A 22238-nucleotide genomic window follows, 5' to 3' on the forward strand; every position below is an offset into this window, starting at 1 on the left:
GACCGTTAACTCGAACGCAAAGCGCGCTCATACCGTATAGCTGCGCGGTAAGGGAGGGGAGGCAACTGCCAGGCAAAGCGCCGTCAGCCGCCCCAGCCGCGCGCTAGCAAGACTGCCAGTAAGGGAATCACGGCAAGCACATGCACTTCCACCATTATCAGCCGCCGGGTCGTGTTGATTTCCGCAGTGGCGGGCAGGCGCTGTTGGCACAACCACTGCCTGCGCCATCGCAAAAAGCGCAGTGTCGGCAGCAATGACAGTAATGCCACCCCCACAAAAAGCCCCAGCTTAGCGTGCAGCAGCCCATTGGCCCAGTACCACTCAGGGTCCTTGCCCAGGCCATAGATGCGGGCCAGGCCGGTGGCAAGTACCAGCGCTGCGCTGGCACCGTAAGCCAGATCGATGGCAGCAAGCTTGCGCAGCGCGGCGCTATTGAGCCACTCCGTGCGGCACAGCACGATTTCCATCGACAGGCATGCAAATACGCCGATTACGCCGAGCAGGTGCAGGTAGGCAAGGGCGTTGGCAATCAACATGGTTGGCACGCTGCTTGGGCAAAAACGGGGCAGGTCAGCTGTTGGCGGCGAAGACGTCGTAGGCAGCCTGGTCCAGCAGCGATTCGAGCTGCGCTGGATTGGCCAGCCGGACCTTGAAGAACCAACCCTCGGTCAGTGCTGCGGTGTTGGCAAGACTCGGGTCGTTGCGCAGGGCCTCATTGACCTCCACGATTTCTCCATCGACGGGCATGTAGATGTCGGCCGCGGCCTTGACCGACTCGACCACGCCAGCGACCTCGCCCTGCCGCAGCACCGTACCGACGGCCGGCAAGTCGACGAAGACCACGTCACCGAGTGCCTCTTGCGCATGCATGGTGATGCCGACAATGGCCGCATGCGGGTCGGTCGCATCGATCCATTCGTGTTCGCGGGAAAACTTGAGGGCCATGGCAGCTCCTTGTGGCTTGTTGGTGTGGATGAGGACGAACTGTAACGGGAAAGCATCGCCATCCCGAGGTTGGCTGGCCGCGGCTGTGATGGGTAGGTGGCACGTGAAGGACACCGAATAGGGGCTTGTCCCGTATGGGCGCGGCGCAATGGCCTCTACGCTGCGGTGGTGGCGGCGCTGCGCCTGCCGGGAGGAAGCGGCGCGGTGCCGGACCACGGCCCCCAACTACATCAGGAGACACACTATGCAACGTACTTTTCGCAGCGCGGCCGTGGCTGCCATGCTGGCCATCTCTGCCTCGGCATTTGCCCAGCAGGGCGAGACTGTGCGCATCGCCTGGCTCGATCCGCTCTCGGGCCTGATGGCCGCCGTGGGCAGCAACCAGCTCAAGAGCTTTCAGTACTTGGCCGAATACTTCAATACCCACCCAGAGCTCAACCCTGCGGGCGTGACGTTCGAGGTGGTGGGCTTTGACAACAAGCTCAGCCCGCAGGAGACGGCCAGTCTGCTGCGGGGCGTGATTGATCAGGGCATCCGCTATGTCGTACAGGGCAATGGTTCGGGCGCGTCGCTGGCAATCATCGAGGCGCTGGAGCGGCACAACAGCCGCAACCCCGGCAAGGAAGTGCTGTTTCTCAACTATGCGGGCGTTGATCCCGACCTGACCAACGACAAGTGCAGCTACTGGCACTTCCGCCTGGACGCCGACACCACGATGAAGATGCATGCTCTGACCGAATACATCAAGGAGCAGCCCGATGTGAAGAAGGTCTTTCTGATCAATCAGAACTACGCGCATGGTCATCAGGTGGCTAAGTACGCCAGGGAGTTTCTGGCGCAGAAACGCCCGGACATCGAAATCGTTGGCGAGGATTTGGCGCCACTGGCGCAGGTACGCGACTTTGCACCTTATATTGCAAAGATCCGCGCCAGCGGTGCCGATGCCGTCATCACCGGCAACTGGGGTTCGGACCTGGCGCTGCTGGTCAAGGCCGCTGGCGATGCGGGGCTGGACAACGTCAAGTTCTTCACCTACTACGGCACGGTGTCTGGTACCCCGACCGCACTGGGCGCGCGCGCCGAAGGCAATGTCTACATGGTGGGCTACGCGCACATGGACCTGCCGGGGCCGATCGGCGATGTGGTCCAGGGCTTCAAGGCCCGCATGAACGATGACATGTATACCGGCGCCATCTTCAACGGCTACCAGTTGCTGTCGCATGCCATGCAAAAAGCCGGCTCCACCGAACCCAGACTGGTCGCGCAGGCGCTGGAGGGGCTGCGCGTACCCGGGCTTCACGAGGAAGTGGAAATGCGCGCGCAGGACCATCAGCTGCAGCAGGGGCTATTCATTTCCCGCTGGAGCAAGGCCAATGAAGAGTTCCCGTATTCGTCGGAGAACACGGGGTATTCCTTTCAGCCCGTCAAGTACTACTCGCGGACGCAGACCAATATGCCTAGCACCTGTGCGATGAAGCGTCCGGGCTGAACAGGGCCCTAATGCCCGGCCGCCTGCGCAGAGTGGGGGGCGGGCAGTGAAGCGGGGCTACCGCCGTGCTGGAGATTTTCGAGTAAGGCGCGCATGTCGGCCCCAGCGGGGGCCTGGAACGTGCGCAGCCCCAGCTCCGGCAGAAATGCCAGCAAATGCTCGAAGATGTCGCCCTGAATGCCTTCGTAGGCTGCCCAGGCCGTGGTATTGGTGAAGCAGTAGAGCTCCAGTGGAATGCCTGTTGGCGAGGGATCCATCAGCCTGGCCATGATGGTCATCTGCTTGTGGATGGCAGGGTGTGTCTCCAGATAGGCCTGCGCATATGCGCGCAGCGTGCCCAGGTTGGTCAGGCGACGCTGGTTGACCGGCTCGCTGCCGAGCGGGCCGAGCCGCTGGGCCACCTGGGCGTTGGTCTGCGCAACATCCTGCGCCTTGTGCTGCAGGTAGTCGCGAATCAGTGCGATATGGCTGAGCTTGTCGATCTCTGCGGGCGTGAGAAACCGCACGGTGCTGGCGTCGATGAGGATGGCGCGCTTGATGCGACGGCCGCCGGATTCGGTCATGCCGCGCCAGTTTTTGTAGCTCTCGGAGACCAGCTTCCAGGTCGGAATGGTGGTGATGGTGTGGTCGAAGTTCTGGACCTTGATGGTGTGCAGCGAAATGTCAACGACGTCACCATCGGCGCCCGCCTGCGGCATGGTGATCCAGTCGCCCGGGCGCAGCATGTCGTTGGACGAGATCAGAATTCCTGCGGTGAAGGAGAGAATCGTGTCCTTGAACACCAGCATCAGCACGGCCGACAGCGCTCCGAGGCTGGAGAGCACGACGACGGGCGAGCGGCCGATTAGCGTGGCGATGATGACGATGGCAGCGCCGCAATACAGCAAGATGGCCAGCAGTTGCGTGACACTCTTCAGTGCCATCGCGCGATGCTGCGCGTCATGCTCCAGACTGCGCTCGACCATCACCGAAAACAGCATGGTGACCGTGCGCACCCCATGCAGGATGGTCAGCGCAAATGCGACATTGCGGATGACCAGCATTGGCGTGGTCGGCAGGAATGGCACCAGGCCAATGCCCAGCTGAACCACCAGCGACGGCACAATGCGTGCGGCGCGTTCGAGCACGCGCGGGTCCAGCAGCGTGCGAGTGAAGCGGTTGCCGACATGGTCGCGCACTCTGCCCAGCAGACGCTGGAGCATGGTGGCCACGAGGTAGCGAGCCACAAATGCCAGCACCGCCAGCACCGCCAGGCCGATGGCCATCTGGATGAATTCACTCTGATCGTTGAAATAATGACTCAGCCAATCCATGTCTTTCCTTGTTGCTTGGGCAGGATGCGCTGCCCGGTTCACGGAAAAATGCGGCTGATTCTAGGCGCATGCCTCAGTTTCTATGGCAAGCTGACACAAAGTCCCAGGGCAGGGCATTGAATAATGCACGCTGCTTGCCACATTTGCCTGTATGCTCGTTGCAGACCACCCCGAAGATGTCCGCTGGATGCGCGAAGCGCAGTCGCAGGCGCGCCACGCTGCGGCACTCGGCGAGGTGCCCGTGGGTGCCGTGCTGGTGGCCGATGGGCAGGTGGTCGCACGCGCGGGCAATCGCACCCGCACGCTGGGCGATCCGACGGCGCATGCCGAAATGCTCGTCTTGCGTGAAGGCGCAGCGCTGCTGGGCAATCACCGACTGTGCGGTGCCACGCTGTATGTCACGCTGGAGCCGTGTGCCATGTGCAGCGGTGCAATTTTTCAGGCCCGGCTGGCCCGCGTGGTCTACGGCGCCCGCGAGCCCAAGACTGGTGCGGCAGGATCGGTGGTCGACCTGTTTGCCAATCACGTCCTCAACCATCACACGCAGGTGTGCGCTGGCGTGCTCGCACAGGAGTGCGCGCAGCTGCTGGCCGAGTTCTTTCAAAGCCGGCGCGTGGAGCAGGCCGCAGTCCATCAACCATTGGTCGATACGGCGTTGCGAACGCCTGAGCGGTCGCTGCAGGGCTGTCCTGCAGCGGGCGCCTATTTCTCCCGGCTGTCAGCTGCCCAGGGATTGCGTGTCCACGTGCAAACGGGTGCGGCGGCAAGGCTGTCGAGCAGGCACGCGTTGTTGCTGCTGCATCCGCTGTGGCACTGGTCAGCGTGGTGGCAGCCCGTGCTGGAGCAGCTGCATCGGCTTGGGGTGCCGGTGGCGGCGCCAGACCTGCCAGGTTGGGGGCGCAGTGACAAGCCCAAGAAGGCCAGGTGGCACACCGTGGCGCGCCATGTGGCCATCCTGCACGGGGTGACGCAAGCGCTTGAGGTTGGCGAGGCGGTCGTGGTCGTGCCGCAGCACGCCATGGGCCTGGCGCTTGCGTTGGGGGAAGCCAGCACTGGCAAGGTCGCCGGAGTGATTGCGCTGGCCGATGGCGATGCGCCGCAATGGCCCGCACCTGCAGGTCTGTTGCAGCGCAAGGCTTGGCCGGATGCGCTGCTGCAGCATTTGCACCCGTTGAGGGGCGATGCATCGGGCCAGCCGGACCGTTTCCCTGCGCTGGCGCAGGCGCTTGCCGACGCGGTAGCGCCATTTCCGGATGCGGGGCACGCGGCCTGCTGGGCCGCGGAGGGCCTGGCGGCAGAGCTGCGCGCAGCCAGGCAGAGGTTCGCCTCGACTATGGTGCCGGTCACTACCTTGGCACTCCATACCACGCAGGCCGTTACCCATCCCGAAGCGTATGCCGCAGCACTGCGGCAGCACTTTTTGCAAATCACCGAAAGTCGTGATGCCCTTTGACCTGTCTGGCCCGCTGGCCGTCTTCCTGGCCGTGGCCTGGGCCGTGTATGTGGCATTGCTGGCGATCTGGGTGCTGCTGCAAAAGCGCGCGCCGGAAGCCACCCTCAGCTGGATCCTGACGCTGGCCTTTCTGCCCTACATCGGCTTTGTCATCTTCTATTTTTTCGGGCCCAAACGCCTGCACAAGCAGCGTCTGCGGCGTCTGAGCGACCATCTGGCCAATCACGTGAGCGCCGATCTGGAGGCGCTCAAGCAGCGCACGCGCAACCTGCCCGTGCATCTGCGCCAGATGGCCAGGCTTGGGGTTGCCGCGACCGGCATCCTGCCTTGCACTGCGCAATCGGCCACGCTGTTGCGCAGTGGCGCGGCAACGTTCGACGCCATCATGGCCGATGTTGCCGCGGCAGAGCGCCACATCCATCTGGAGTACTACATCTTCGAGCCCGATCACACCGGCACCCGTCTGCGCGATCTGCTGATCGAAAAGGCCAGGCAGGGCGTGGAGGTACGCCTGCTGGTGGATGCGCTGGGCTCCAAGCGGCTGCGCAACGCATTCGTGCAGCCGTTGATCGAGGCAGGTGGACACTTCGCGCGGTTTCACGATGCCGAGCTGGGGCGTCGCTGGCGACCGGTGATCAACTATCGCACGCACCGTAAGCTGGTCATCTGTGACGGTGTAGTGGGATTTACCGGCGGTGTCAACATCACCGACGAGGAGGACTTGCGGCTGACGCCGGACGGTTACCACGACGTGCACGTGCGGCTGCAGGGCAACCCGGCGTTCTGGATGCAGTTCGTCTTTCTGCAGGATTGGGCGTACGCCAACAATCTCCCGATGGCGCAGTGCGTGCCGGATCTGGCGCGTTACCTGCTGGTGAGCGAGGCCGGACCGCACGAAGTGCAGATCTTCACCTCGGGGCCGGACAATCCCAATGAGCCGATCCACCGTGCCTATATCGAGGCCATCAACCAGGCCGAGCGACGCGTGCTGCTGACCACGCCTTACTTCGTGCCCAGCGAGGCAGCCATGATGGCCCTGACCAATGCAGCGTTGCGCGGCGTCGATGTGCAGGTGCTGGTGCCGCGCGAGTCGGATTCGAAGCTGGTGACGCTGGCCGCACGGTCCTATTTCGAGGAGCTCAGCGAGGCCGGCGTGACAGTCTGGGAATACAAGGCACGCATGCTGCATTCGAAGACGCTGGTGGTGGACGACAGCCTGGGCTTCATCGGCACCGCTAACTTCGACCAGCGAAGCTTTCGCCTCAACTTCGAGGTGGGGGTAGCCTATTACGGCGCCGAATTCACGGCAGATCTGGCTGAGCAATTTGCCGTGGATTTGCGCGAGGCCCGCAAGGTACCGCAGCGGCGGCAGCTGCGTTTTCACAGCCGCATTGCCGAGGCCACGGCACGGTTGTTCTCGCCGATGTTGTGAAGCAACCGTTCAGGGCGCCAGGCGCTGGATCTGCCAGCTACCGTCGTCGCGGCGCTGGTAGGTGATGCGGTCATGCAGGCGACCTGTGCGCCCCTGCCAGAACTCCCAGTACTGCGGCACCAGACGGTACCCTCCCCAGTGCGGGGGGCGGGCCGGGGCGCGGCCATCATTGTGCTGGCGCTCCAACTCGGCAAATGCTGCATCAAGCGCTTCGCGGCTGGCGACGGGGCGGCTTTGCGGGCTGGCCCAAGCGCCCAGCTGCGAAGCGTGTGGCCGCAGGGCGAAATACGCGTCGCTCTCGGCGTCGCTGACCTTGTGCACCAGCCCTTCAACGCGCACAACGCGCTCCAGCGTGACCCAATGGAACTGCAGCGCCGCGTGCGGGTTGCCCTCCAGCTCCACACCCTTGCGGCTCTGGTAGTTCGTGAACCACACAAGACCGTTTGCATCATGCCCCTTGAGCAGCACGATGCGGGTGCTGGGCCGTAGGTCGCTGCCGACGGTCGCCAGCGTCATGGCGTTCGGTTCAGGCAGGTTTTCATCCATCGCCTGTTGCAGCCACGCGTCGAACAGCATGTCCGGCGAAGCGGGAAGCTCCTGCTCCAGTAACGCACCACGGGTGTAGTTGCGCCGCATCGCAGCAAGGGTCAGACCTTGTGCATGCGCATCACCGCTCATCGCAGGCCACCTCCGGGGGCCGAGAGGTCTTCGCGCTGGATGAGCTCGATCTTGTAGCCGTCTGGGTCTTCGACGAAGGCGATCTCCGTCGTTCCCCCCTTGACCGGGCCGGGCTCGCGCGTGATCTTGCCGCCGGCCTGGCGGATTTGCTCACAGGCAGCGTACACGTCGGGTACGCCAAGCGCGATATGGCCGTAGCCAGAACCCAGGTCGTAGTGGTCGGTGTCCCAGTTGTAGGTCAGCTCCAGCTCGGCCTGATGCGGGTTGCCACCACCATAGCCGAGAAACGCCAGCGAATACCGGTACTCGGGATTCTCTGAAGTGCGCAGCAGCTCCATGCCGAGGACCTTGGTGTAGAAGTCGATGGAGCGCTGCAGGTTGCCAACGCGAATCATGGTGTGAAGAAATTGCATAGGAGTGGGTGTATCGTTGTATCGAATGATGGGAAATGGCGAAAAGCTACCCCAGTGCCGACATCAGCAGCTGCGCCTCGATGCGGCGCAAAATCATCAGCAGCACGTACAGCACCAGGGAGGCGATCAGTGGCGCGAAATCGATGGCTCCGGTGGCCGGCAGCATGCGCCGCACGGGATCGAGCAGCGGCAGGCACAGACGCATGCACAGCTCGTGGAGCCAGTGGCCCGGCATCAGCCAGGACAGTGCCACGCCGACCAGCAGCACAATGAGTGCGAGCCAGAGGGCGGCAGCGAGCAGGCCAAACAGCGCCTGCAACGGCGCGATCGCTAGTAGGTGTGTGGCGCGTGCCGCAAGCGCCAGCAAGATGAACTGTGCCAGCAGCAGGAGGTAGGCCAGCATCAGCGTGACCCAGTCCCAGCGGCCGCTGGCACGTACGCGCTGGCGCACAGGCCGTACCAGCCAGTCTGTCAGCGAAATGACCATCTGGCCCAGCGGATTGGCAAAGCTGAACCGCTGGGCCTGCAGATAGACCCGCAGCAGGCATGCGCTGACCAGAACACCGACCAGTGTCGTCAGCAAGAAGGCGAAAATCTCATAGAACATCGTGCGGCCATATTAACTGAGTAGACAAGGCATTGTCGTGAATACCACCACCTATGCGTCATGCGCCGGCCAGCCGGCCAGGCGCGATTTTCCAACGAATCCACAGAAGTTGCTGCTGCTGACGCCGCAGCAGATGGCGCAGGCTGATCGCGCCGCCATGGCGGCCGGCATTCCTGGTAGCCGCTTGATGCAGCGCGCTGGTGAAGCCGTCGCGCGCGTCGTTGCCAGGCGCTGGCAGCCCTGTCGCGTTGCCGTGTTGTGCGGGCCTGGCAACAATGGCGGAGATGGCTGGATAGCGGCCGCTTGGCTGGCCAGGCACGGCTGGTCGGTCACGGTGTATGCGCTGGGCAGCCCAGCGCAACTGCGAGGCGATGCCCGCTGGGCGGCCAGTCAGTGGCCAGGGCCGGTGCGCCAGGGCGTGCCGCTGGATGTGCCGGCGCATGACCTCGTGATCGATGCCTTGTTTGGCGCGGGCCTGACGCGCGCCCTGGAAGGCCTGGCTGCGCAGTGGCTGAACGCGGCGGCGCAGGCGGGGATGCCGATCTGTGCGGTGGATGTGCCAAGCGGACTGGATGGCGCAACGGGGCAGACGCTTGGCAAGGTGGTGCCGGCAGCAGTGACGGTGACGTTTGCCCGGGCCAAGCCCGGACACTGGTTGCTGCCAGGGCGCAGTCTGTGCGGCGAACTGGTCGTTGCTGACATTGGCATCCCCGACGAGGTGCTGAGTGCCACTGGCGTGCAGACCTGGGAAAACGCGCCCGGACTGTGGTGGCCGCACATGCCGCGCGCGCACCTGCAGGGACACAAGTACACCCGTGGCCATGCAACCATATTGGCGGGCGCGCAGATGACAGGTGCGGCGCGCCTGGCGGCGCGCGCGGCGCAGCGGGTGGGTGCAGGGCTTGTCACTGTGGCCGCGCCGCCAGCTGCATGGCCGGCGGTAGCGCCTGCGCTTGAATCCATCATGGTGCAGCGTTTGGCGCGCAGGACGGACTGGCAGGCACTGCTGCAGGATGCGCGCCGCAATGCCTGGTTGATCGGGCCAGGTGCGGGGGTGTCACAGACGGTGGTCGATGCCGCGCTGGACGTACTGGCACAGCATCGCCATCTGGTGCTTGATGCCGATGCGCTGACGGCCAGCGCGTCTCAGGCCCGGACGCTGTTTGCGGCCATTGCGGCCAGCCACGCGCAAGGAGGCCAGACAGTGTTGACACCGCATGACGGCGAATTTGCGCGGCTGTTCAGCACAGAAGGCAGCAAACTGGCGCGCGCGAGCCGGGCGGCGCATCAGGCGGCTGCGGTCGTCGTGCTCAAGGGCGCCGATACGGTAATTGCTGCGCCGGATGGGCGCATTGCCATCAACACCAATGCACCGCCATCGTTGGCGACGGCAGGCAGCGGTGACGTGCTCGCTGGCCTCATCACAGGCCTGCTGGCGCAGGGCATGCCTGCGTTCGAGGCAGCCTGCGCCGGTGTGTGGCTGCATGGCGCGGCGGCACGTGCCGGCGGGCCATGCCTGGTGGCCGATGATCTGCCTGCGTGGCTGGCAGACTGCCTAGCAACGTGGCGCTGACGTTTCTGGCCTGGCCAATGAGTGCGGTCAATGGTTTTCCTTGGCGTGGTTGATCGAGTACTTCGGAATTTCCACTGTCAGGTCTTCCTGCGCGACGATGGCCTGACAGCTCAGGCGCGACTGCGGCTCCAGCCCCCAAGCCTTGTCCAGCATGTCCTCCTCTTGCTCCTCGGGCTCGTTGAGCGAGGCATAGCCCTTGCGCACGATGACGTGGCAGGTGGTGCAGGCGCATACCATCTCGCAGGCGTGTTCAATGGGGATGCCGTTCTCCAGCAGGGCTTCACAGACTGACGTGCCGGCAGGCACCTCGATCTCGACACCTTCGGGGGCGAGCTCGGCATGGGGAAGAACGGTGATTTTTGGCATGGTGACGGGCGATTATTCGTGGGGAAGAGGGGCGGAGTGTCAGCCCCTGAACGGATTCTCAGACGGAATGGATATCCTTGCCGGCCAGTGCCTGCTGGATGCTGCGGTTCATGCGCGCGGCGGCAAATCTCTCCGTGGCGTGGGCCAGTGCGTGCGCTGCGGCTTCGATCTGGGCGGGCGTACCATCGGCAACCCGGGCCAGTACCTCGGCGATGGCCGCTTCGATTGTTGCGCGCTCGTCAGCGTCGAGCAGGTCGGCATCCTGTGCCATAGCCGAGCGGGTAGCGAGCACCAGCCGCTCCGCATCGACGCGGGCCTCCGCCAGCGCGCGCGCCTGCATGTCCGCCTCGGCTGTCGAGAAGCTCTCGCGCAACATCCGTTCGATTTCCGCGTCGGGCAGTCCGTAGGTGGGTTTGACCTGCACGCTGGCCTCGACGCCCGAGGTGAGCTCGCGGGCGGATACGCTGAGCAGACCATCTGCATCGACGGTGAAGGTCACGCGGATGCGCGCCGCGCCGGCTGCCATGGGCGGAATGCCGCGCAGTTCGAAGCGCGCCAGACTGCGGTTGTCGGCAACCATGTCGCGTTCGCCCTGCACGACGTGGATGGCCAGCGCGGTCTGCCCATCCTGGTAGGTCGTGAAGTCCTGCGCCTTGGCGGTGGGAATGGTCTCGTTGCGGTGGATGATGCGCTCGGTCATCCCACCCATGATTTCAATGCCTAGCGATAGCGGCACCACATCCAGCAGCAGCACATCGTCCTCACGGCGGCTGTTGCCGGCCAGTTGGTTGGCCTGGATGGCTGCCCCCAGCGCAACCACCTCGTCCGGGTGGACGTTGGTCAGTGGCTTGCGCCCGAAGAAGGCCTCAACGGACTGCTGCACGGCCAGCAGGCGCGTGGAGCCGCCCACCATGACCACGCCTTGTACCTGGTCGACTGTCAGCGCCGCATCCGCCAGGGTGCGCGCCACCGACTGCAGCGTGCGGTCAATCAGCGGCTTGGCCACGCGAGCCAATTCCGTGCGGGTAAGGATCAGCGTGCGGGCCTGAGCGCCCCAGGTGACGGGAAACTCCGCCTGCTCCTGGCTACTGAGCTGCTCCTTGGCGCTGCGCGCGGCGTTGCGCGCCTGCGATTTCTCCTGACTCGAGGCGGGTGTGGCGTTCACCTGCACGCAGGCCCACTGCACCAGCAGGGCATCAATGTCGTCACCCCCCAGCGCGGAATCACCGCCCGTGGCAATGACCTCGAAAACGCCCTTGGTCAGCCGCAGGATCGACGCGTCGAACGTGCCTCCCCCAAGGTCATAGACGACGTAGATGCCTTCTGCGCCCTGATCCAGTCCGTAGGCGATGGCGGCCGCGGTGGGTTCGTTGATCAGGCGCAGCAGGTTGATGCCTGCCAGCCGGATGGCGTCCTTGGTGGCCTGGCGCTGCGCGTCATCGAAATAGGCGGGCACTGTCACTACCGCCCCGTAAAGGTCGGCATTGAAACTGTCTTCGGCGCGCTGGCGCAGGGTGGCGAGAATCTCGGCGCTGACCTCCACGGGCGTCTTGGCGCCGGCTGCCGTCTGCACGGCCAGGTGAATGCGGCCGTCCTCGCCCTGTTGTTCAACGATGGAGTAGGGCAGCTGGGCGCTGTGCGCGATGTCGCTCAAGCCACGCCCGATCAGGCGCTTGGCTGACACGATGGTATTGGCCGGATCGACGGCGGCCGCTTCCAGTGCAGCATAGCCGATCGCGGGACTGCCGGATGCCCGGTAGTGGACGGCAGAGGGCAGCAGCACGCGGCCGTGTGCATCCGGCAGGCACTCCGGCACGCCATTGCGCAAGGCGGCCACCAGAGAATGCGTGGTGCCCAGGTCGATACCGACAGCCAGCTTGAACTGGTGCGGATCCAGACTCTGGTCGGGTTCAGCGATTTGCATCAGGGCCATGGGAAAAACTCTCCAGGTTGGACCTTGACAGGCCAACGTATTCAGATTGACAGAGGCCGTCGCCGCCCTCAGAGGCCGGCAGACAACTGCTGGCGCCGCGCCTTCACGCGCTGCATGAACCGCTCAAGGAACATCCATGCGCGCACATGGGATACGGCGGCGGGATAGTCGTGATCACGATCCAACGCGGCCGCGGTCGCCTCGATGGTGGCTGCCAGTGCCTGCATCACCTCCTGCTCAATGGGCGCGATTGCGGCTTCGTCCTCGGCGTCGTCCAGTGCTTCCAGCCACTGCATCTGCTGCATCAAAAACTGCCGGGGCATGGCGGTATTGTCTTCCGCCCCGATGGGATGGCCGGCCAGCTCGCACAGATATGTGGCGCGGCTCAGCGGCTGCAGCAGGCGACGGTAGGCCTCGTTGATGCGTGCCGACCATTGCATGGCCAGGCGCTTCTCGGCCTGGGTGCCATTGGCAAAGCGGTCCGGGTGCACCTGCCGCTGCAAGGTCTTCCACTGGGAAGTTAGAACGTCAGGATCCTGCGCAAACTGCCGGGGCAGGCCCAGAAGTTCAAAGTCATCGGATTGAAGCTGCATGGCAAGACAAAGCCGCCCTGAAACAGTTCAGTTCAGAAGGCGGCGTTAACGGCAAGGGCGCCGGCCGGCGCAATGCCGGCCCGCTCAGACGCGAAAGCTTTCGCCGCAGCCGCAGCGATCGCGTTCGTTGGGATTATTGAATCGGAAGCCCTCGTTGAGGCCTTCACGCACGAAGTCGAGCTCCGTGCCGTCCAGGTAGGCAAGGCTCTTGGGATCGACCATCAGCTTGACGCCGTGATTCTCAAAGGTGATGTCACCTTCCTGCGGCGCATCGACGTATTCGAGCTTGTAGGCAAGCCCGGAACAGCCCGTGGTCTTGACGCCCAGCCGCACGCCAATGCCTTTGCCGCGACGGGTGAGGTAGCGGTTGACGTGGCGTGCCGCAGCTTCAGTCAGGGTAATGGCCATGGTTGCGCGATTGCTTGGCGAAACAGAAGTCATGGAGCAGGTGCCTCAGGCAGCCTGGGCCTGCTGCTTGCTGCGATAATCCTCGACCGCTGCCTTGATGGCGTCTTCGGCCAGGATGGAGCAGTGAACCTTCACGGGGGGCAGTGCCAGTTCCTCGGCAATAACGCTGTTCTTGAGCGCGGCCGCTTCATCCAGCGTTTTGCCCTTGACCCATTCGGTCACCAGCGACGACGAGGCAATGGCCGAACCACAGCCGTAGGTCTTGAACCGGGCGTCCTCAATGATGCCGGTCTGTGGATTGACTTTGATCTGCAGCTTCATCACGTCGCCGCAGGCCGGCGCGCCGACCATGCCAGTGCCAACCGTGGTGTCGCCTTTGTCGAACGAGCCAACATTGCGGGGGTTCTCGTAATGGTCGATTACTTTTTCAGAGTAAGCCATGATGCACTCCTTTTAACGGATTATCTATGCGCGAAGCAGCTATTTTCAACGGCTGGCGCACACCAGAAGAACGGGGCCTGCCGCGGCAGGTACAAGACCACGCACCGATCAGTGCGCCGCCCATTGAATGGTGCTGATGTCGATGCCATCCTTGTACATCTCCCAAAGCGGGCTCAACTCGCGCAGGCGCGCAACGTTCTCGCGAATGGTCTTGATCGCGTAATCCACTTCCTCATCGGTCGTAAATCGGCCCAGCGTCATGCGCAGACTGCTGTGCGCCAGCTCGTCGCTGCGGCCCAGTGCTCGCAGCACGTAGCTGGGCTCCAGGCTGGCGGAGGTGCAGGCAGAACCGGAGGACACCGCAATGCCCTTGATCCCCATGATCAGCGATTCGCCCTCGACATAGTTGAAGCTGATGTTCAAGTTGTGCGGCACGCGCCGCTCCAGGTCGCCATTGATGAAGACCTGTTCGATGTCGCTGAGGCCGTCCAGCAGGCGCTTTTGCAGGCGTGCGGCATGGGCGTAGTCCTTGTCCATCTCCTCACGGGCGATGCGGTAGGCTTCGCCCATGCCAACGATCTGGTGCGTAGGCAGGGTGCCCGAGCGCATGCCGCGCTCGTGACCGCCGCCGTGCATCTGTGCCTCAATGCGCACGCGCGGCTTGCGGCGCACATACAGCGCACCAATGCCCTTGGGGCCGTAGGTCTTGTGCGAGGCCAGGCTCATCAGGTCGACCGGCAGCGTGCTGAGGTCAATGTGAATCTTCCCGGTGGCCTGCGCGGCATCGACGTGAAAAACGATGCCACGTTCACGGCACATACGGCCAATGGATTCCAGATCCTGGATAACGCCGATTTCGTTGTTGACCGCCATGACAGAAATCAACGTGGTATCCGGACGGATGGCCGCTTCCAGCACATTCAGGTCCAGCAGACCGTTCTCCATCACGTCGAGATACGTGACTTCAAAGCCCTGACGCTCCATTTCGCGCATGGTGTCAAGCACCGCCTTGTGCTCGGTCTTGACGGTAATTAGATGCTTGCCCTTGCCCTTGTAGAAGTGGCCAGCGCCCTTGATGGCGAGGTTGTCGGACTCGGTTGCACCGCTGGTCCAGACAATCTCCCGTGGGTCCGCACCGACCAGATCGGCCACCTGCTTGCGCGCTTTCTCGACAGCTTCTTCTGCCTCCCAGCCCCATGCGTGACTGCGCGAAGCGGGATTGCCAAAATGCTCACGCAACCATGGGATCATGGCATCCACCACGCGGGGGTCAACTGGCGTGGTGGCGCCGTAATCGAGGTAAATCGGAAAATGTGGAGTCATGGTGGGATTTCGTTATTAGAAAACTGCCGCCGTCAAGTGTCTCGATGCGAGACGCGGTTGCAGGGGATCAGGACTTGACCAGGGCGCCGCCAAGTGCGAACACCGAATTGGGGGCATTGACGCGAATGGGCTTGACCACGGGTGCGGACGAGATCGTGCGGCGCGCGGGTGAGCGCTCCTCGATCTGAACGCCCTTGGCAATCTGCTCATCAACTAGTTTCTTGAGCGTGACGGAGTCCAGAAACTCCACCATACGCTGGTTCAGGGCAGTCCAGAGGTCGTGCGTCATGCAGCGCTGGCCTTCGCCAAGGCAGTTTTCCTTGCCGCCGCAATGGGTGGCATCAATCGGCTCGTCCACGGAGACGATGATGTCGGCAACCGTGATGTCCTCGGCCTTGCGCGCCAGCGTGTAGCCACCGCCTGGACCTCGGGTGGACTCGACCAGCTGATGGCGACGCAGCTTGCCAAAGAGCTGCTCCAGGTAGGACAGCGAGATCTGCTGCCGCTGGCTGATGGCCGCAAGCGTGACCGGGCCGCTGCCTTCGCGCAGCGCCAGATCAATCATTGCAGTGACCGCAAAACGTCCTTTTGTCGTCAATCGCATGGCGTGGTTCCTTTCCGTTGGTTTGACAGAAGCCCTGCCGACCAGTGGTCGACTGCACGGGCGCCGACCTCACCTTGCATCACAGGCTATTGGAACAATCTGGGCAGACCAAGTCTGACGCCATCGTTTCCATGCCGTTGAGATACAGTATTTACCCCGAAGTATAGCACAATCCTTATCAAAATTGTCGGGTAATAACTGCTTGATTTTTCAGGCACTTTTGCATGTCGGCGACGGGTTGACCGGCGTGCGCGCACGAAGTTCCCTGGCGCTGTCAGCACTGGGTTGCGATGCAAGAAATGGCTGGAATGCGTCGGGGGCGGAAGGAGCGGCATCAAATCCATGCCTTTCAGCGCCCTTGCGAATCGGGCGCGGCACTGTCATGCGGTGTCAGTGCGCGCCGCGGCGTCAACCTTCCCAATCGCCGCGAGACCGCACATTGTCTCTGCCAAGCACGGCTTGAAGTGAAACCATGTGCGCGTTCTGGCCAACCGGCGCCAGATATAAACGAAACAAACAACGTTTGTGGCCTTAATCGTGTTCCCGCTGGGAAAAACGCTGTGCCATGACCGCACACACCATGAGCTGGATCTGGTGAAACAGCATGATGGGAAGCAGCATGATGCCAATGGCGCCACCGGCAAAAAGCACCTGTGCCATAGGCACGCCCGTGGCCAGACTCTTCTTGGAGGCGCCAAAAAGAATCGTGATGCGGTCTTCGAGGTTAAAGCCCAGGACTTTGGCGACAAACCATACGACAGCCAGCACGATGGCCAGGATCAGGCAGCACACGAAGACCAGCCCCACCAGATTGGCCAGTGGCACCTGTGTCCAGAGCCCTTCGTTGACGGCTTGGCTGAACGCCGTGTAGACCACCAGCACAATAGATGTCTGATCGACGTTCTTGAGCCATGCGCGGTTACGAGCTACCCACTCGCCAATCCAGCGACGGGCAAGCTGCCCTGCGATGAACGGGATGAGCAGTTGCACGACGATTTTCTGGATCGCCTCGGTAGTGTTGGTGGCCTGGTCGCTGCTTGCTCCCATCAGCCATAGCACCAGTAGCGGTGTGAGAAAAATGCCGATGAGACTGGAAGCCGCTGCGCTGCAGATGGCCGCAGGAATGTTGCCGCGCGCCAGCGAGGTGAAGGCGATGGCCGACTGCACCGTGGCCGGCAGTGCGCACAGGTAGAGCACGCCTAGGTATAGCTGGGGTCCAACAAGGGGGGTGATCAGTGGCCGCAGCAGCAGCCCCAGCAGCGGAAACAGGATGAAGGTGCAGCTGAAGATCAACAGGTGCAGGCGCCAGTGGCTGATGCCGGCGATGACCTGCTGGCGCGACAGCTTGGCGCCATGCATGAAGAAAAGCAATGCAATGGCCAGATAGGTCAACCATTGGAAGAAGTCTGCCGCGCGCTCGCGCGCGGGCAGCAGCGTCGCCAGCAGCACCGTGCCGAGCAGGATGAAGAGAAAAGGGTCGATGAAGCGGCGCAGGCGAAAGGAGGCCATGGAAGAAACGGAGGTGAGGCTAAGGTGGCGGAACGGGGGCTGCGCTCTCGAGCGGCCAGGGCAGGCAGAATTGTCGCCGTTTTGGATGGAGTGTGCGGCGCGCGCGTAACGGCTGCAATGGCATCGCGTCGAATTTCTGCCGACAGGGCATGTTTATGTCATAGGACTGTCATAAAAGCCTCATACATTGCAGCATGTTCGTTCCACCAACCTGAAAAGAGGATCTCGATGAACAAGTTTGTTTTCCGTGCTGTTGCCGCTTCTGTGCTGGCGTTCTCGGCTGTCACCGCTGCAACGGCGCAGGACATCAACGGCGCTGGCGCGAGCTTCCCCGCTCCCATCTATTCCAAGTGGGCTGCTGACTATAACGCTGCCACCAACATCCGCATCAACTACCAGTCCGTGGGATCGGGCGCTGGTCTGCGCCAGATTGAGGCCGAGACCGTCGATTTCGGCGCTTCGGATATGCCGCTCACGGATGAAGTCCTCAAGGAAAAGGGCCTGGTGCAGTTCCCCACCGTGGTGGGCGGTATTGTGCCTGTGGTCAACATCCAGGGCATCAAGCCTGGTGAGCTGCGTCTGTCCGGCGAGGTGCTGGCAAACATTTACCTGGGCAAGATCACCAACTGGGATGACGAGGCCATCAAGGCCCTCAATCCTGACCTGAACCTGCCTTCGGATCTGATTGCTGTGGTGCGCCGCGCCGATGGTTCGGGCACGACCTTTGGCTTTACCAATTACCTGAGCCAGATCAGCGCAGAGTGGAAGAGCGAGGTCGGGGAGGGTACCGCTGTCAAGTGGCCGACGGGCGCCGGCGGCAAGGGCAACGAAGGCGTGGCTGCGTTCGTGAGCCGTCTGCCTTCGTCGATCGGCTATGTGGAATACGCCTATGCGAAGCAAAACAACATCGCCTACGCGCAGATGCAAAACCGCGATGGCCAGTTCGTGCATCCGAGCGAGGAGGCCTTCAAGGCAGCCGCCGCAGGCGCCGATTGGCAGAACACCTTCTATCAGATCCTGAACAACAAGCCCGGTGCGCAGGCCTGGCCGATATCGTCCGCAACCTACATCCTGATGCATGCCAAGCAGGACAATCCGCAAAAGGGTGCTGCCGTGCTGAAGTTCTTTGACTGGGCCTACACCAATGGGGACCAGGCAGCTTCCGATCTGGACTACGTGGCGCTGCCCGCCGGGGTCAAGGACAGCATTCGCGCCATGTGGGCAAGCGCCATCAAGGATGCTTCCGGCAATCCTATCTGGAAGTAACCGGCGGTCATTCGCAGCTGCGGCGCTCCGACGGCTTCTGCTTACAGGCAAGCGGTCGGCGCGCCGCACGAAGTACTCTGCCAGTTTGCTGGCGTGCAGCATAACGGCGAACGACAGCAATGCTGCGCTGACTTTCCTGCACGGCGGGAATGTGGCAACGCTGATAAGGCCGAGAAGCACCGATATTGGCCCATGCTGTGGCGATGCAATGGCCGCAGTATTGCGGATGAAGGTGCTGTCTTGGCTTTTTTTACGGAACAAATGCCTTCAAATCGCCTGGAAGCGTCTCGAAACCGCCTAGCATTGCAAACTTCGAAGGAAATGTCGTGTCTGACGCAATGACCGTTCAATCTCCCATCAAGCCGCCGGCGAGGCCGCGCGTGGTGACTGACAAGCCCAGTCCCAACGGCCCGCCCGAGCGCAAGTTCAACAAGATTCCCGACATCATCTTTGGTGTGCTGGCGCGCGGAGCCGCCGTGCTGACGCTGGGGCTGCTGGTCGGAATCATGATCTCGCTGTTCATCTCCGCCTGGCCTTCCATTCGGGAGTTTGGCGTTGGCTTCATCTTCAATTCGCAGTGGGATCCGGTGATGGATCTGTACGGCGGTTTGCCAATGGTGTACGGCACGCTGGCGACCTCGCTCATTGCGCTGCTGATCGCAGTGCCCGTGAGCTTTGGTATCGCCCTTTTCCTGACGGAGCTCTCGCCAGCCTGGCTCAAGCGTCCGTTGGGTACGGCCATTGAGCTGCTGGCGGCAGTGCCTTCGATCGTCTATGGCATGTGGGGGCTGATGGTGTTCGGCCCGATTCTGGTTCAGTACTTCCAACGGCCGTTGCAGGCCGTGTTCGGCGATGTGCCGGTGCTGGGGGCGCTGGTCAGCGGCGTGCCCATGGGCATTGGCGTGCTGCCAGCAGGCATCATCCTGGCGATCATGATCATCCCGTACATCGCTTCGGTCATGCGCGACGTGTTTGACGTCACACCGCCACTGCTGAAGGAGTCGGCCTATGGACTGGGCTCGACGACTTGGGAGGTGATGTGGAAAGTGGTGCTGCCCTATACCAAGGCGGGTGTGGTCGGCGGCATCATGCTGGGGCTGGGGCGCGCGCTGGGAGAGACCATGGCCGTGACGTTCGTCATCGGCAACGTGGCCCAGCTGTCCACCTCGCTGTTTGACCCTGCTACGAGTATTACCGCTACGCTCGCCAACGAGTTCGCTGAGGCAGGCCCGGGCCTGCATCAGGCGTCGTTGTTCTATCTGGGGCTGCTGCTGTTTTTCATCACCTTCGTGGTGCTGGCCTTGTCGAAACTGATGCTGCTGCAGCTGCAAAAGGGTGAAGGGAAGAAATCATGAGTCAGCCATCTGCCAATGCTGCCAAGCCTTTCGTACGCAAGGGTAGTGAAGCCGACCGGCTGGCCATGTTCCGCAGCCGCAAGCGTGTCAATGTGGTTGCGATCTCGCTGGCGCTGGCGGCCATGGCCTTCGGTGTGTTCTGGCTGCTGTGGATTCTGTGGGAGACGATTCGCCTGGGCGTAGGCGGGCTCAGCGGCGCGATTTTCACGCAGTCCACGCCCGCGCCCAACGCCGTCGGCGGGCTGGCCAATGCGCTGTATGGTTCGTTCATGATGGTGCTGCTGGCAACATTGGTTGCTACGCCCATCGGCATCCTTGCGGGCATCAGTCTTGCCGAGTTCAACCCGAAGGGATGGCTGGCTTCTGTCACGCGTTTTGTCAATGACATCCTGCTGTCGGCTCCCAGTATCGTCATTGGTCTGTTCATCTACGCCATCATCGTCGCGCAGTTCAAGAGCTTTTCCGGTTATGCCGGTGCGGCAGCACTGGGGCTGATCGTGATTCCGGTGGTGCTGCGCACGACCGAGAACATGCTGATGCTGGTGCCCAACAGCCTGCGCGAGGCCGCCTATGCGCTGGGCACGCCCAAGTGGAAGGTCATTGCCATGGTGACCATGCGCGCAGCCAAGTCGGGCGTGATTACCGGCATTTTGCTGGCGGTGGCGCGTATTTCCGGCGAAACAGCGCCGCTGCTGTTTACCGCACTGAACAACCAGTTCTGGAGCACAGACATGTCGCAGCCGATGTCCAGCCTGCCCGTCGTGATCTTCCAGTTTGCCATGAGCCCTTACCAGAACTGGCAGGAACTGGCCTGGGCAGGGGTGTTCATCATTACCGTCGCCGTGCTGGGTTTGAACATCCTGGCGCGTTACTTCACACGGCAGAAAGTCTGATTTCCAGAGGCGGGGGCGCGCCAGCACAGGCAGCGCTGCCCCGTACTCCCACGTAATTCGTACTCAAGGATTTCCATCATGGCCACTGCAATGATCGCTCCTCAGGAGCCCGCCAAGATCGCGGTCAACAATCTGAACTTCTACTACGGCAAGTTCCATGCGCTCAAGAACATCACTATGACCATTCCCGAGAAGAAGGTCACGGCGTTCATCGGGCCATCGGGCTGTGGCAAGTCGACACTGCTGCGCACCTTCAACCGCATGTTCGAGCTGTATCCGGAGCAGCGCGCCGAAGGCGAGATCATGCTCGACGGGCAGAACCTGCTGTCCAAGGATCTGGACGTGGCATTGGTGCGCGCGCGCGTGGGCATGGTGTTCCAGAAGCCCACGCCATTTCCGATGTCGGTCTATGACAACGTGGCCTTTGGCGTGCGCCTGTTCGAGAAGCTCTCCAAGTCCGAAATGGATGATCGCGTGGAAAGCGCCCTGCGCAAGGCCGCGTTGTGGAATGAGGTCAAGGACAAGTTGCAGCAAACTGGCTCCGGCCTCTCCGGCGGCCAGCAGCAGCGCCTGTGCATTGCCCGCGGCATCGCGCTGATGCCGGAAGTGCTGCTGCTCGATGAACCCTGCTCGGCGCTCGATCCGCTCTCGACCAGCAAGATCGAGGAGCTGATCGAGGAGCTCAAGGACGAGTACACCGTCGTGATCGTGACCCACAACATGCAGCAGGCTGCGCGCTGCAGCGATTACACGGCGTACATGTATCTGGGCGATCTGATGGAGTTCGGCCCGACCAAGGAGCTGTTCGTCAAGCCGCAGCGCAAGGAAACGGAAGACTACATCACGGGCCGCTTCGGCTGATGGCGCGTGTCTGCGAGTACGTCCCCGCTTGTCCAAGGGCTTTGTCCTGATTGAACCATCTGGAGGTTTCCGTGCCTGATCAACATTCTTCGTCACAATTTGAGGCTGAGCTCAACAACATCTCTGCACGCATCATGGAGATGGGCGGGCTGGTCGAGTCGCAGATCAAGTACGCGATCGACGCCATTGCCAATTACGATGCGCACGCCGTCTCGTTGATCGAGCGGCTGGAAGATCGTGTCAACGCCCTGGATGTCGAGCTTGATGCCGATCTCTCCACCATCATCGCCACGCGCCAGCCGACCGCCAAGGATCTGCGCATGCTGTTGGCCATCTCCAAGGCTACGGCCAACCTGGAGCGCATCGGCGACGAGGCCAACAAGATGGGGCGGATGATCAAGACCATCATCGATACGCAGCATTCCCGCAGCATTCCGATCTATGACTTGAAGTACTCCGGCGAGCTCGCCGCCGCGCAGCTGCGACGCGCGCTGGATGCCTTTGCGCGCCGAGATGTCAGCAATGTCGTGGACATCCTCAAGCAGGATGACGCCATCGACCGCGAGTTCGAGGGGTATACGCGCAAGCTGGTGACCTACATGATGGAGGATCCGCGCAAGATCTCGGTCAGCATGGAACTGCTGTTTCTTGCCAAGTCGATCGAACGCATCGGCGATCACTCCAAGAACCTGGCCGAGCTGATCGTGTTCATGGTCAAGGGCAAGGACGTGCGCCACACGTCGGTCGAGAACGTCGAGAACGTATTGCAATAAGCAGGGCAGG

At 62.4% G+C, this 22238-nt stretch carries 23 protein-coding genes; 9 read left to right on the top strand and 14 right to left on the bottom strand.

Features of this window, described 5'->3' with window-relative positions:
• Window positions 1-83 precede the first annotated feature (83 nt).
• Together AAV94_RS10855 and gcvH are read right to left on the bottom strand one after the other, a co-directional pair.
• Complete coding sequence (locus AAV94_RS10855; protein ID WP_046742264.1) at window positions 84-536, bottom strand: DUF2214 family protein; 453 nt, start codon at window positions 534-536, stop codon at window positions 84-86.
• Between the two features lie 34 nt (window positions 537-570).
• Complete coding sequence (gene gcvH / locus AAV94_RS10860) at window positions 571-945, bottom strand: glycine cleavage system protein GcvH (protein ID WP_046742265.1); 375 nt, start codon at window positions 943-945, stop codon at window positions 571-573.
• 244 nt (window positions 946-1189) lie between these two features.
• Between gcvH and AAV94_RS10865 the strand changes: the two genes are divergently transcribed.
• A complete protein-coding gene (locus AAV94_RS10865) occupies window positions 1190-2434 on the top strand; it encodes a branched-chain amino acid ABC transporter substrate-binding protein (RefSeq protein ID WP_046742266.1) in 1245 nt (414 codons plus the stop codon).
• A gap of 8 nt (window positions 2435-2442) precedes the next feature.
• Here the strand turns inward: AAV94_RS10865 and AAV94_RS10870 are convergent, their stop codons facing one another.
• A complete protein-coding gene (locus tag AAV94_RS10870; protein ID WP_046742267.1) occupies window positions 2443-3747 on the bottom strand; it encodes a mechanosensitive ion channel family protein in 1305 nt (434 codons plus the stop codon).
• A 151-nt stretch (window positions 3748-3898) separates the two neighbouring features.
• On the opposite strand from AAV94_RS10870, the gene tadA reads away from it, so the two are divergent.
• Together tadA and cls are read left to right on the top strand one after the other, a co-directional pair.
• A complete protein-coding gene (gene tadA, locus AAV94_RS14415; protein ID WP_052755015.1) occupies window positions 3899-5200 on the top strand; it encodes a tRNA adenosine(34) deaminase TadA in 1302 nt (433 codons plus the stop codon).
• The gene (gene cls / locus AAV94_RS10880) at window positions 5190-6632 is read left to right on the top strand and encodes a cardiolipin synthase (protein WP_046742268.1); all 1443 of its coding nucleotides are present in this window, start codon (window positions 5190-5192) and stop codon (window positions 6630-6632) included. Before tadA ends, cls begins: the two co-directional genes overlap by 11 nt.
• Window positions 6633-6641: 9 nt before the next feature.
• Here cls and pdxH read toward each other — a convergent pair whose 3' ends face one another.
• From pdxH to AAV94_RS10895, 3 genes are read right to left on the bottom strand one after another with little or no spacing between them, the layout of a single operon-like run.
• A complete protein-coding gene (gene pdxH, locus AAV94_RS10885) occupies window positions 6642-7310 on the bottom strand; it encodes a pyridoxamine 5'-phosphate oxidase (protein WP_046742269.1) in 669 nt (222 codons plus the stop codon).
• Complete coding sequence (gloA, locus tag AAV94_RS10890) at window positions 7307-7723, bottom strand: lactoylglutathione lyase (protein ID WP_046742270.1); 417 nt, start codon at window positions 7721-7723, stop codon at window positions 7307-7309. Before gloA ends, pdxH begins: the two co-directional genes overlap by 4 nt.
• A gap of 46 nt (window positions 7724-7769) precedes the next feature.
• Complete coding sequence (locus AAV94_RS10895) at window positions 7770-8330, bottom strand: YggT family protein (RefSeq protein ID WP_046742271.1); 561 nt, start codon at window positions 8328-8330, stop codon at window positions 7770-7772.
• Between the two features lie 37 nt (window positions 8331-8367).
• On the opposite strand from AAV94_RS10895, the gene AAV94_RS10900 reads away from it, so the two are divergent.
• On the top strand, window positions 8368-9903 hold the full coding sequence (locus tag AAV94_RS10900; RefSeq protein WP_231731363.1) for an NAD(P)H-hydrate dehydratase: 1536 nt from the start codon (window positions 8368-8370) through the stop codon (window positions 9901-9903).
• A 27-nt stretch (window positions 9904-9930) separates the two neighbouring features.
• Here the strand turns inward: AAV94_RS10900 and fdx are convergent, their stop codons facing one another.
• From fdx to AAV94_RS10940, 8 genes are all read right to left on the bottom strand, one after another.
• Window positions 9931-10269 carry an ISC system 2Fe-2S type ferredoxin gene (gene fdx / locus AAV94_RS10905; RefSeq protein ID WP_046742272.1) on the bottom strand — a complete coding sequence of 113 codons (339 nt, stop codon included), beginning with the start codon at window positions 10267-10269 and terminating at the stop codon, window positions 9931-9933.
• Between the two features lie 58 nt (window positions 10270-10327).
• Window positions 10328-12202: a Fe-S protein assembly chaperone HscA gene (gene hscA / locus AAV94_RS10910; protein ID WP_046742273.1), complete on the bottom strand. Its 1875-nt coding sequence runs from the start codon at window positions 12200-12202 to the stop codon at window positions 10328-10330.
• 68 nt (window positions 12203-12270) lie between these two features.
• Complete coding sequence (gene hscB / locus AAV94_RS10915) at window positions 12271-12795, bottom strand: Fe-S protein assembly co-chaperone HscB (protein ID WP_046742274.1); 525 nt, start codon at window positions 12793-12795, stop codon at window positions 12271-12273.
• Between the two features lie 84 nt (window positions 12796-12879).
• Entirely contained in the window at window positions 12880-13203 is a 324-nt protein-coding gene (iscA, locus tag AAV94_RS10920; RefSeq protein ID WP_046742275.1) for an iron-sulfur cluster assembly protein IscA, read from the bottom strand.
• A gap of 45 nt (window positions 13204-13248) precedes the next feature.
• Window positions 13249-13644 (bottom strand): Fe-S cluster assembly scaffold IscU, encoded by a 396-nt coding sequence (iscU, locus tag AAV94_RS10925; RefSeq protein ID WP_046742276.1) that lies wholly within the window; start codon window positions 13642-13644, stop codon window positions 13249-13251.
• Window positions 13645-13752: 108 nt separating this feature from the next.
• Window positions 13753-14967: an IscS subfamily cysteine desulfurase gene (locus tag AAV94_RS10930; protein ID WP_046742277.1), complete on the bottom strand. Its 1215-nt coding sequence runs from the start codon at window positions 14965-14967 to the stop codon at window positions 13753-13755.
• A gap of 67 nt (window positions 14968-15034) precedes the next feature.
• Window positions 15035-15571 carry a Fe-S cluster assembly transcriptional regulator IscR gene (iscR, locus tag AAV94_RS10935; protein ID WP_046742278.1) on the bottom strand — a complete coding sequence of 179 codons (537 nt, stop codon included), beginning with the start codon at window positions 15569-15571 and terminating at the stop codon, window positions 15035-15037.
• A gap of 531 nt (window positions 15572-16102) precedes the next feature.
• Window positions 16103-17080, bottom strand: a complete 978-nt coding sequence (locus AAV94_RS10940; protein ID WP_046742279.1) for a bile acid:sodium symporter family protein — start codon at window positions 17078-17080, stop codon at window positions 16103-16105.
• 228 nt (window positions 17081-17308) lie between these two features.
• Between AAV94_RS10940 and pstS the strand changes: the two genes are divergently transcribed.
• The 5 genes from pstS to phoU all read left to right on the top strand — a co-directional run bounded on the left by pstS (window position 17309) and on the right by phoU (window position 22228).
• Window positions 17309-18346, top strand: a complete 1038-nt coding sequence (gene pstS, locus AAV94_RS10945) for a phosphate ABC transporter substrate-binding protein PstS (RefSeq protein ID WP_046742280.1) — start codon at window positions 17309-17311, stop codon at window positions 18344-18346.
• Window positions 18347-18684: 338 nt separating this feature from the next.
• On the top strand, window positions 18685-19701 hold the full coding sequence (pstC, locus tag AAV94_RS10950) for a phosphate ABC transporter permease subunit PstC (protein ID WP_084824877.1): 1017 nt from the start codon (window positions 18685-18687) through the stop codon (window positions 19699-19701).
• Window positions 19698-20594: a phosphate ABC transporter permease PstA gene (gene pstA, locus AAV94_RS10955; RefSeq protein ID WP_046742281.1), complete on the top strand. Its 897-nt coding sequence runs from the start codon at window positions 19698-19700 to the stop codon at window positions 20592-20594. Before pstC ends, pstA begins: the two co-directional genes overlap by 4 nt.
• 78 nt (window positions 20595-20672) lie before the next feature.
• Window positions 20673-21455, top strand: coding sequence for a phosphate ABC transporter ATP-binding protein PstB (gene pstB, locus AAV94_RS10960; RefSeq protein ID WP_046742282.1), 783 nt, complete (start codon window positions 20673-20675; stop codon window positions 21453-21455).
• A 71-nt stretch (window positions 21456-21526) separates the two neighbouring features.
• Complete coding sequence (phoU, locus tag AAV94_RS10965) at window positions 21527-22228, top strand: phosphate signaling complex protein PhoU (protein WP_046742386.1); 702 nt, start codon at window positions 21527-21529, stop codon at window positions 22226-22228.
• The last annotated feature ends 10 nt before the right edge of the window (window positions 22229-22238 follow it).

Source organism: Lampropedia cohaerens, assembly GCF_001005215.1.
In the GTDB taxonomy this organism is placed as follows: domain Bacteria; phylum Pseudomonadota; class Gammaproteobacteria; order Burkholderiales; family Burkholderiaceae_C; genus Lampropedia; species Lampropedia cohaerens.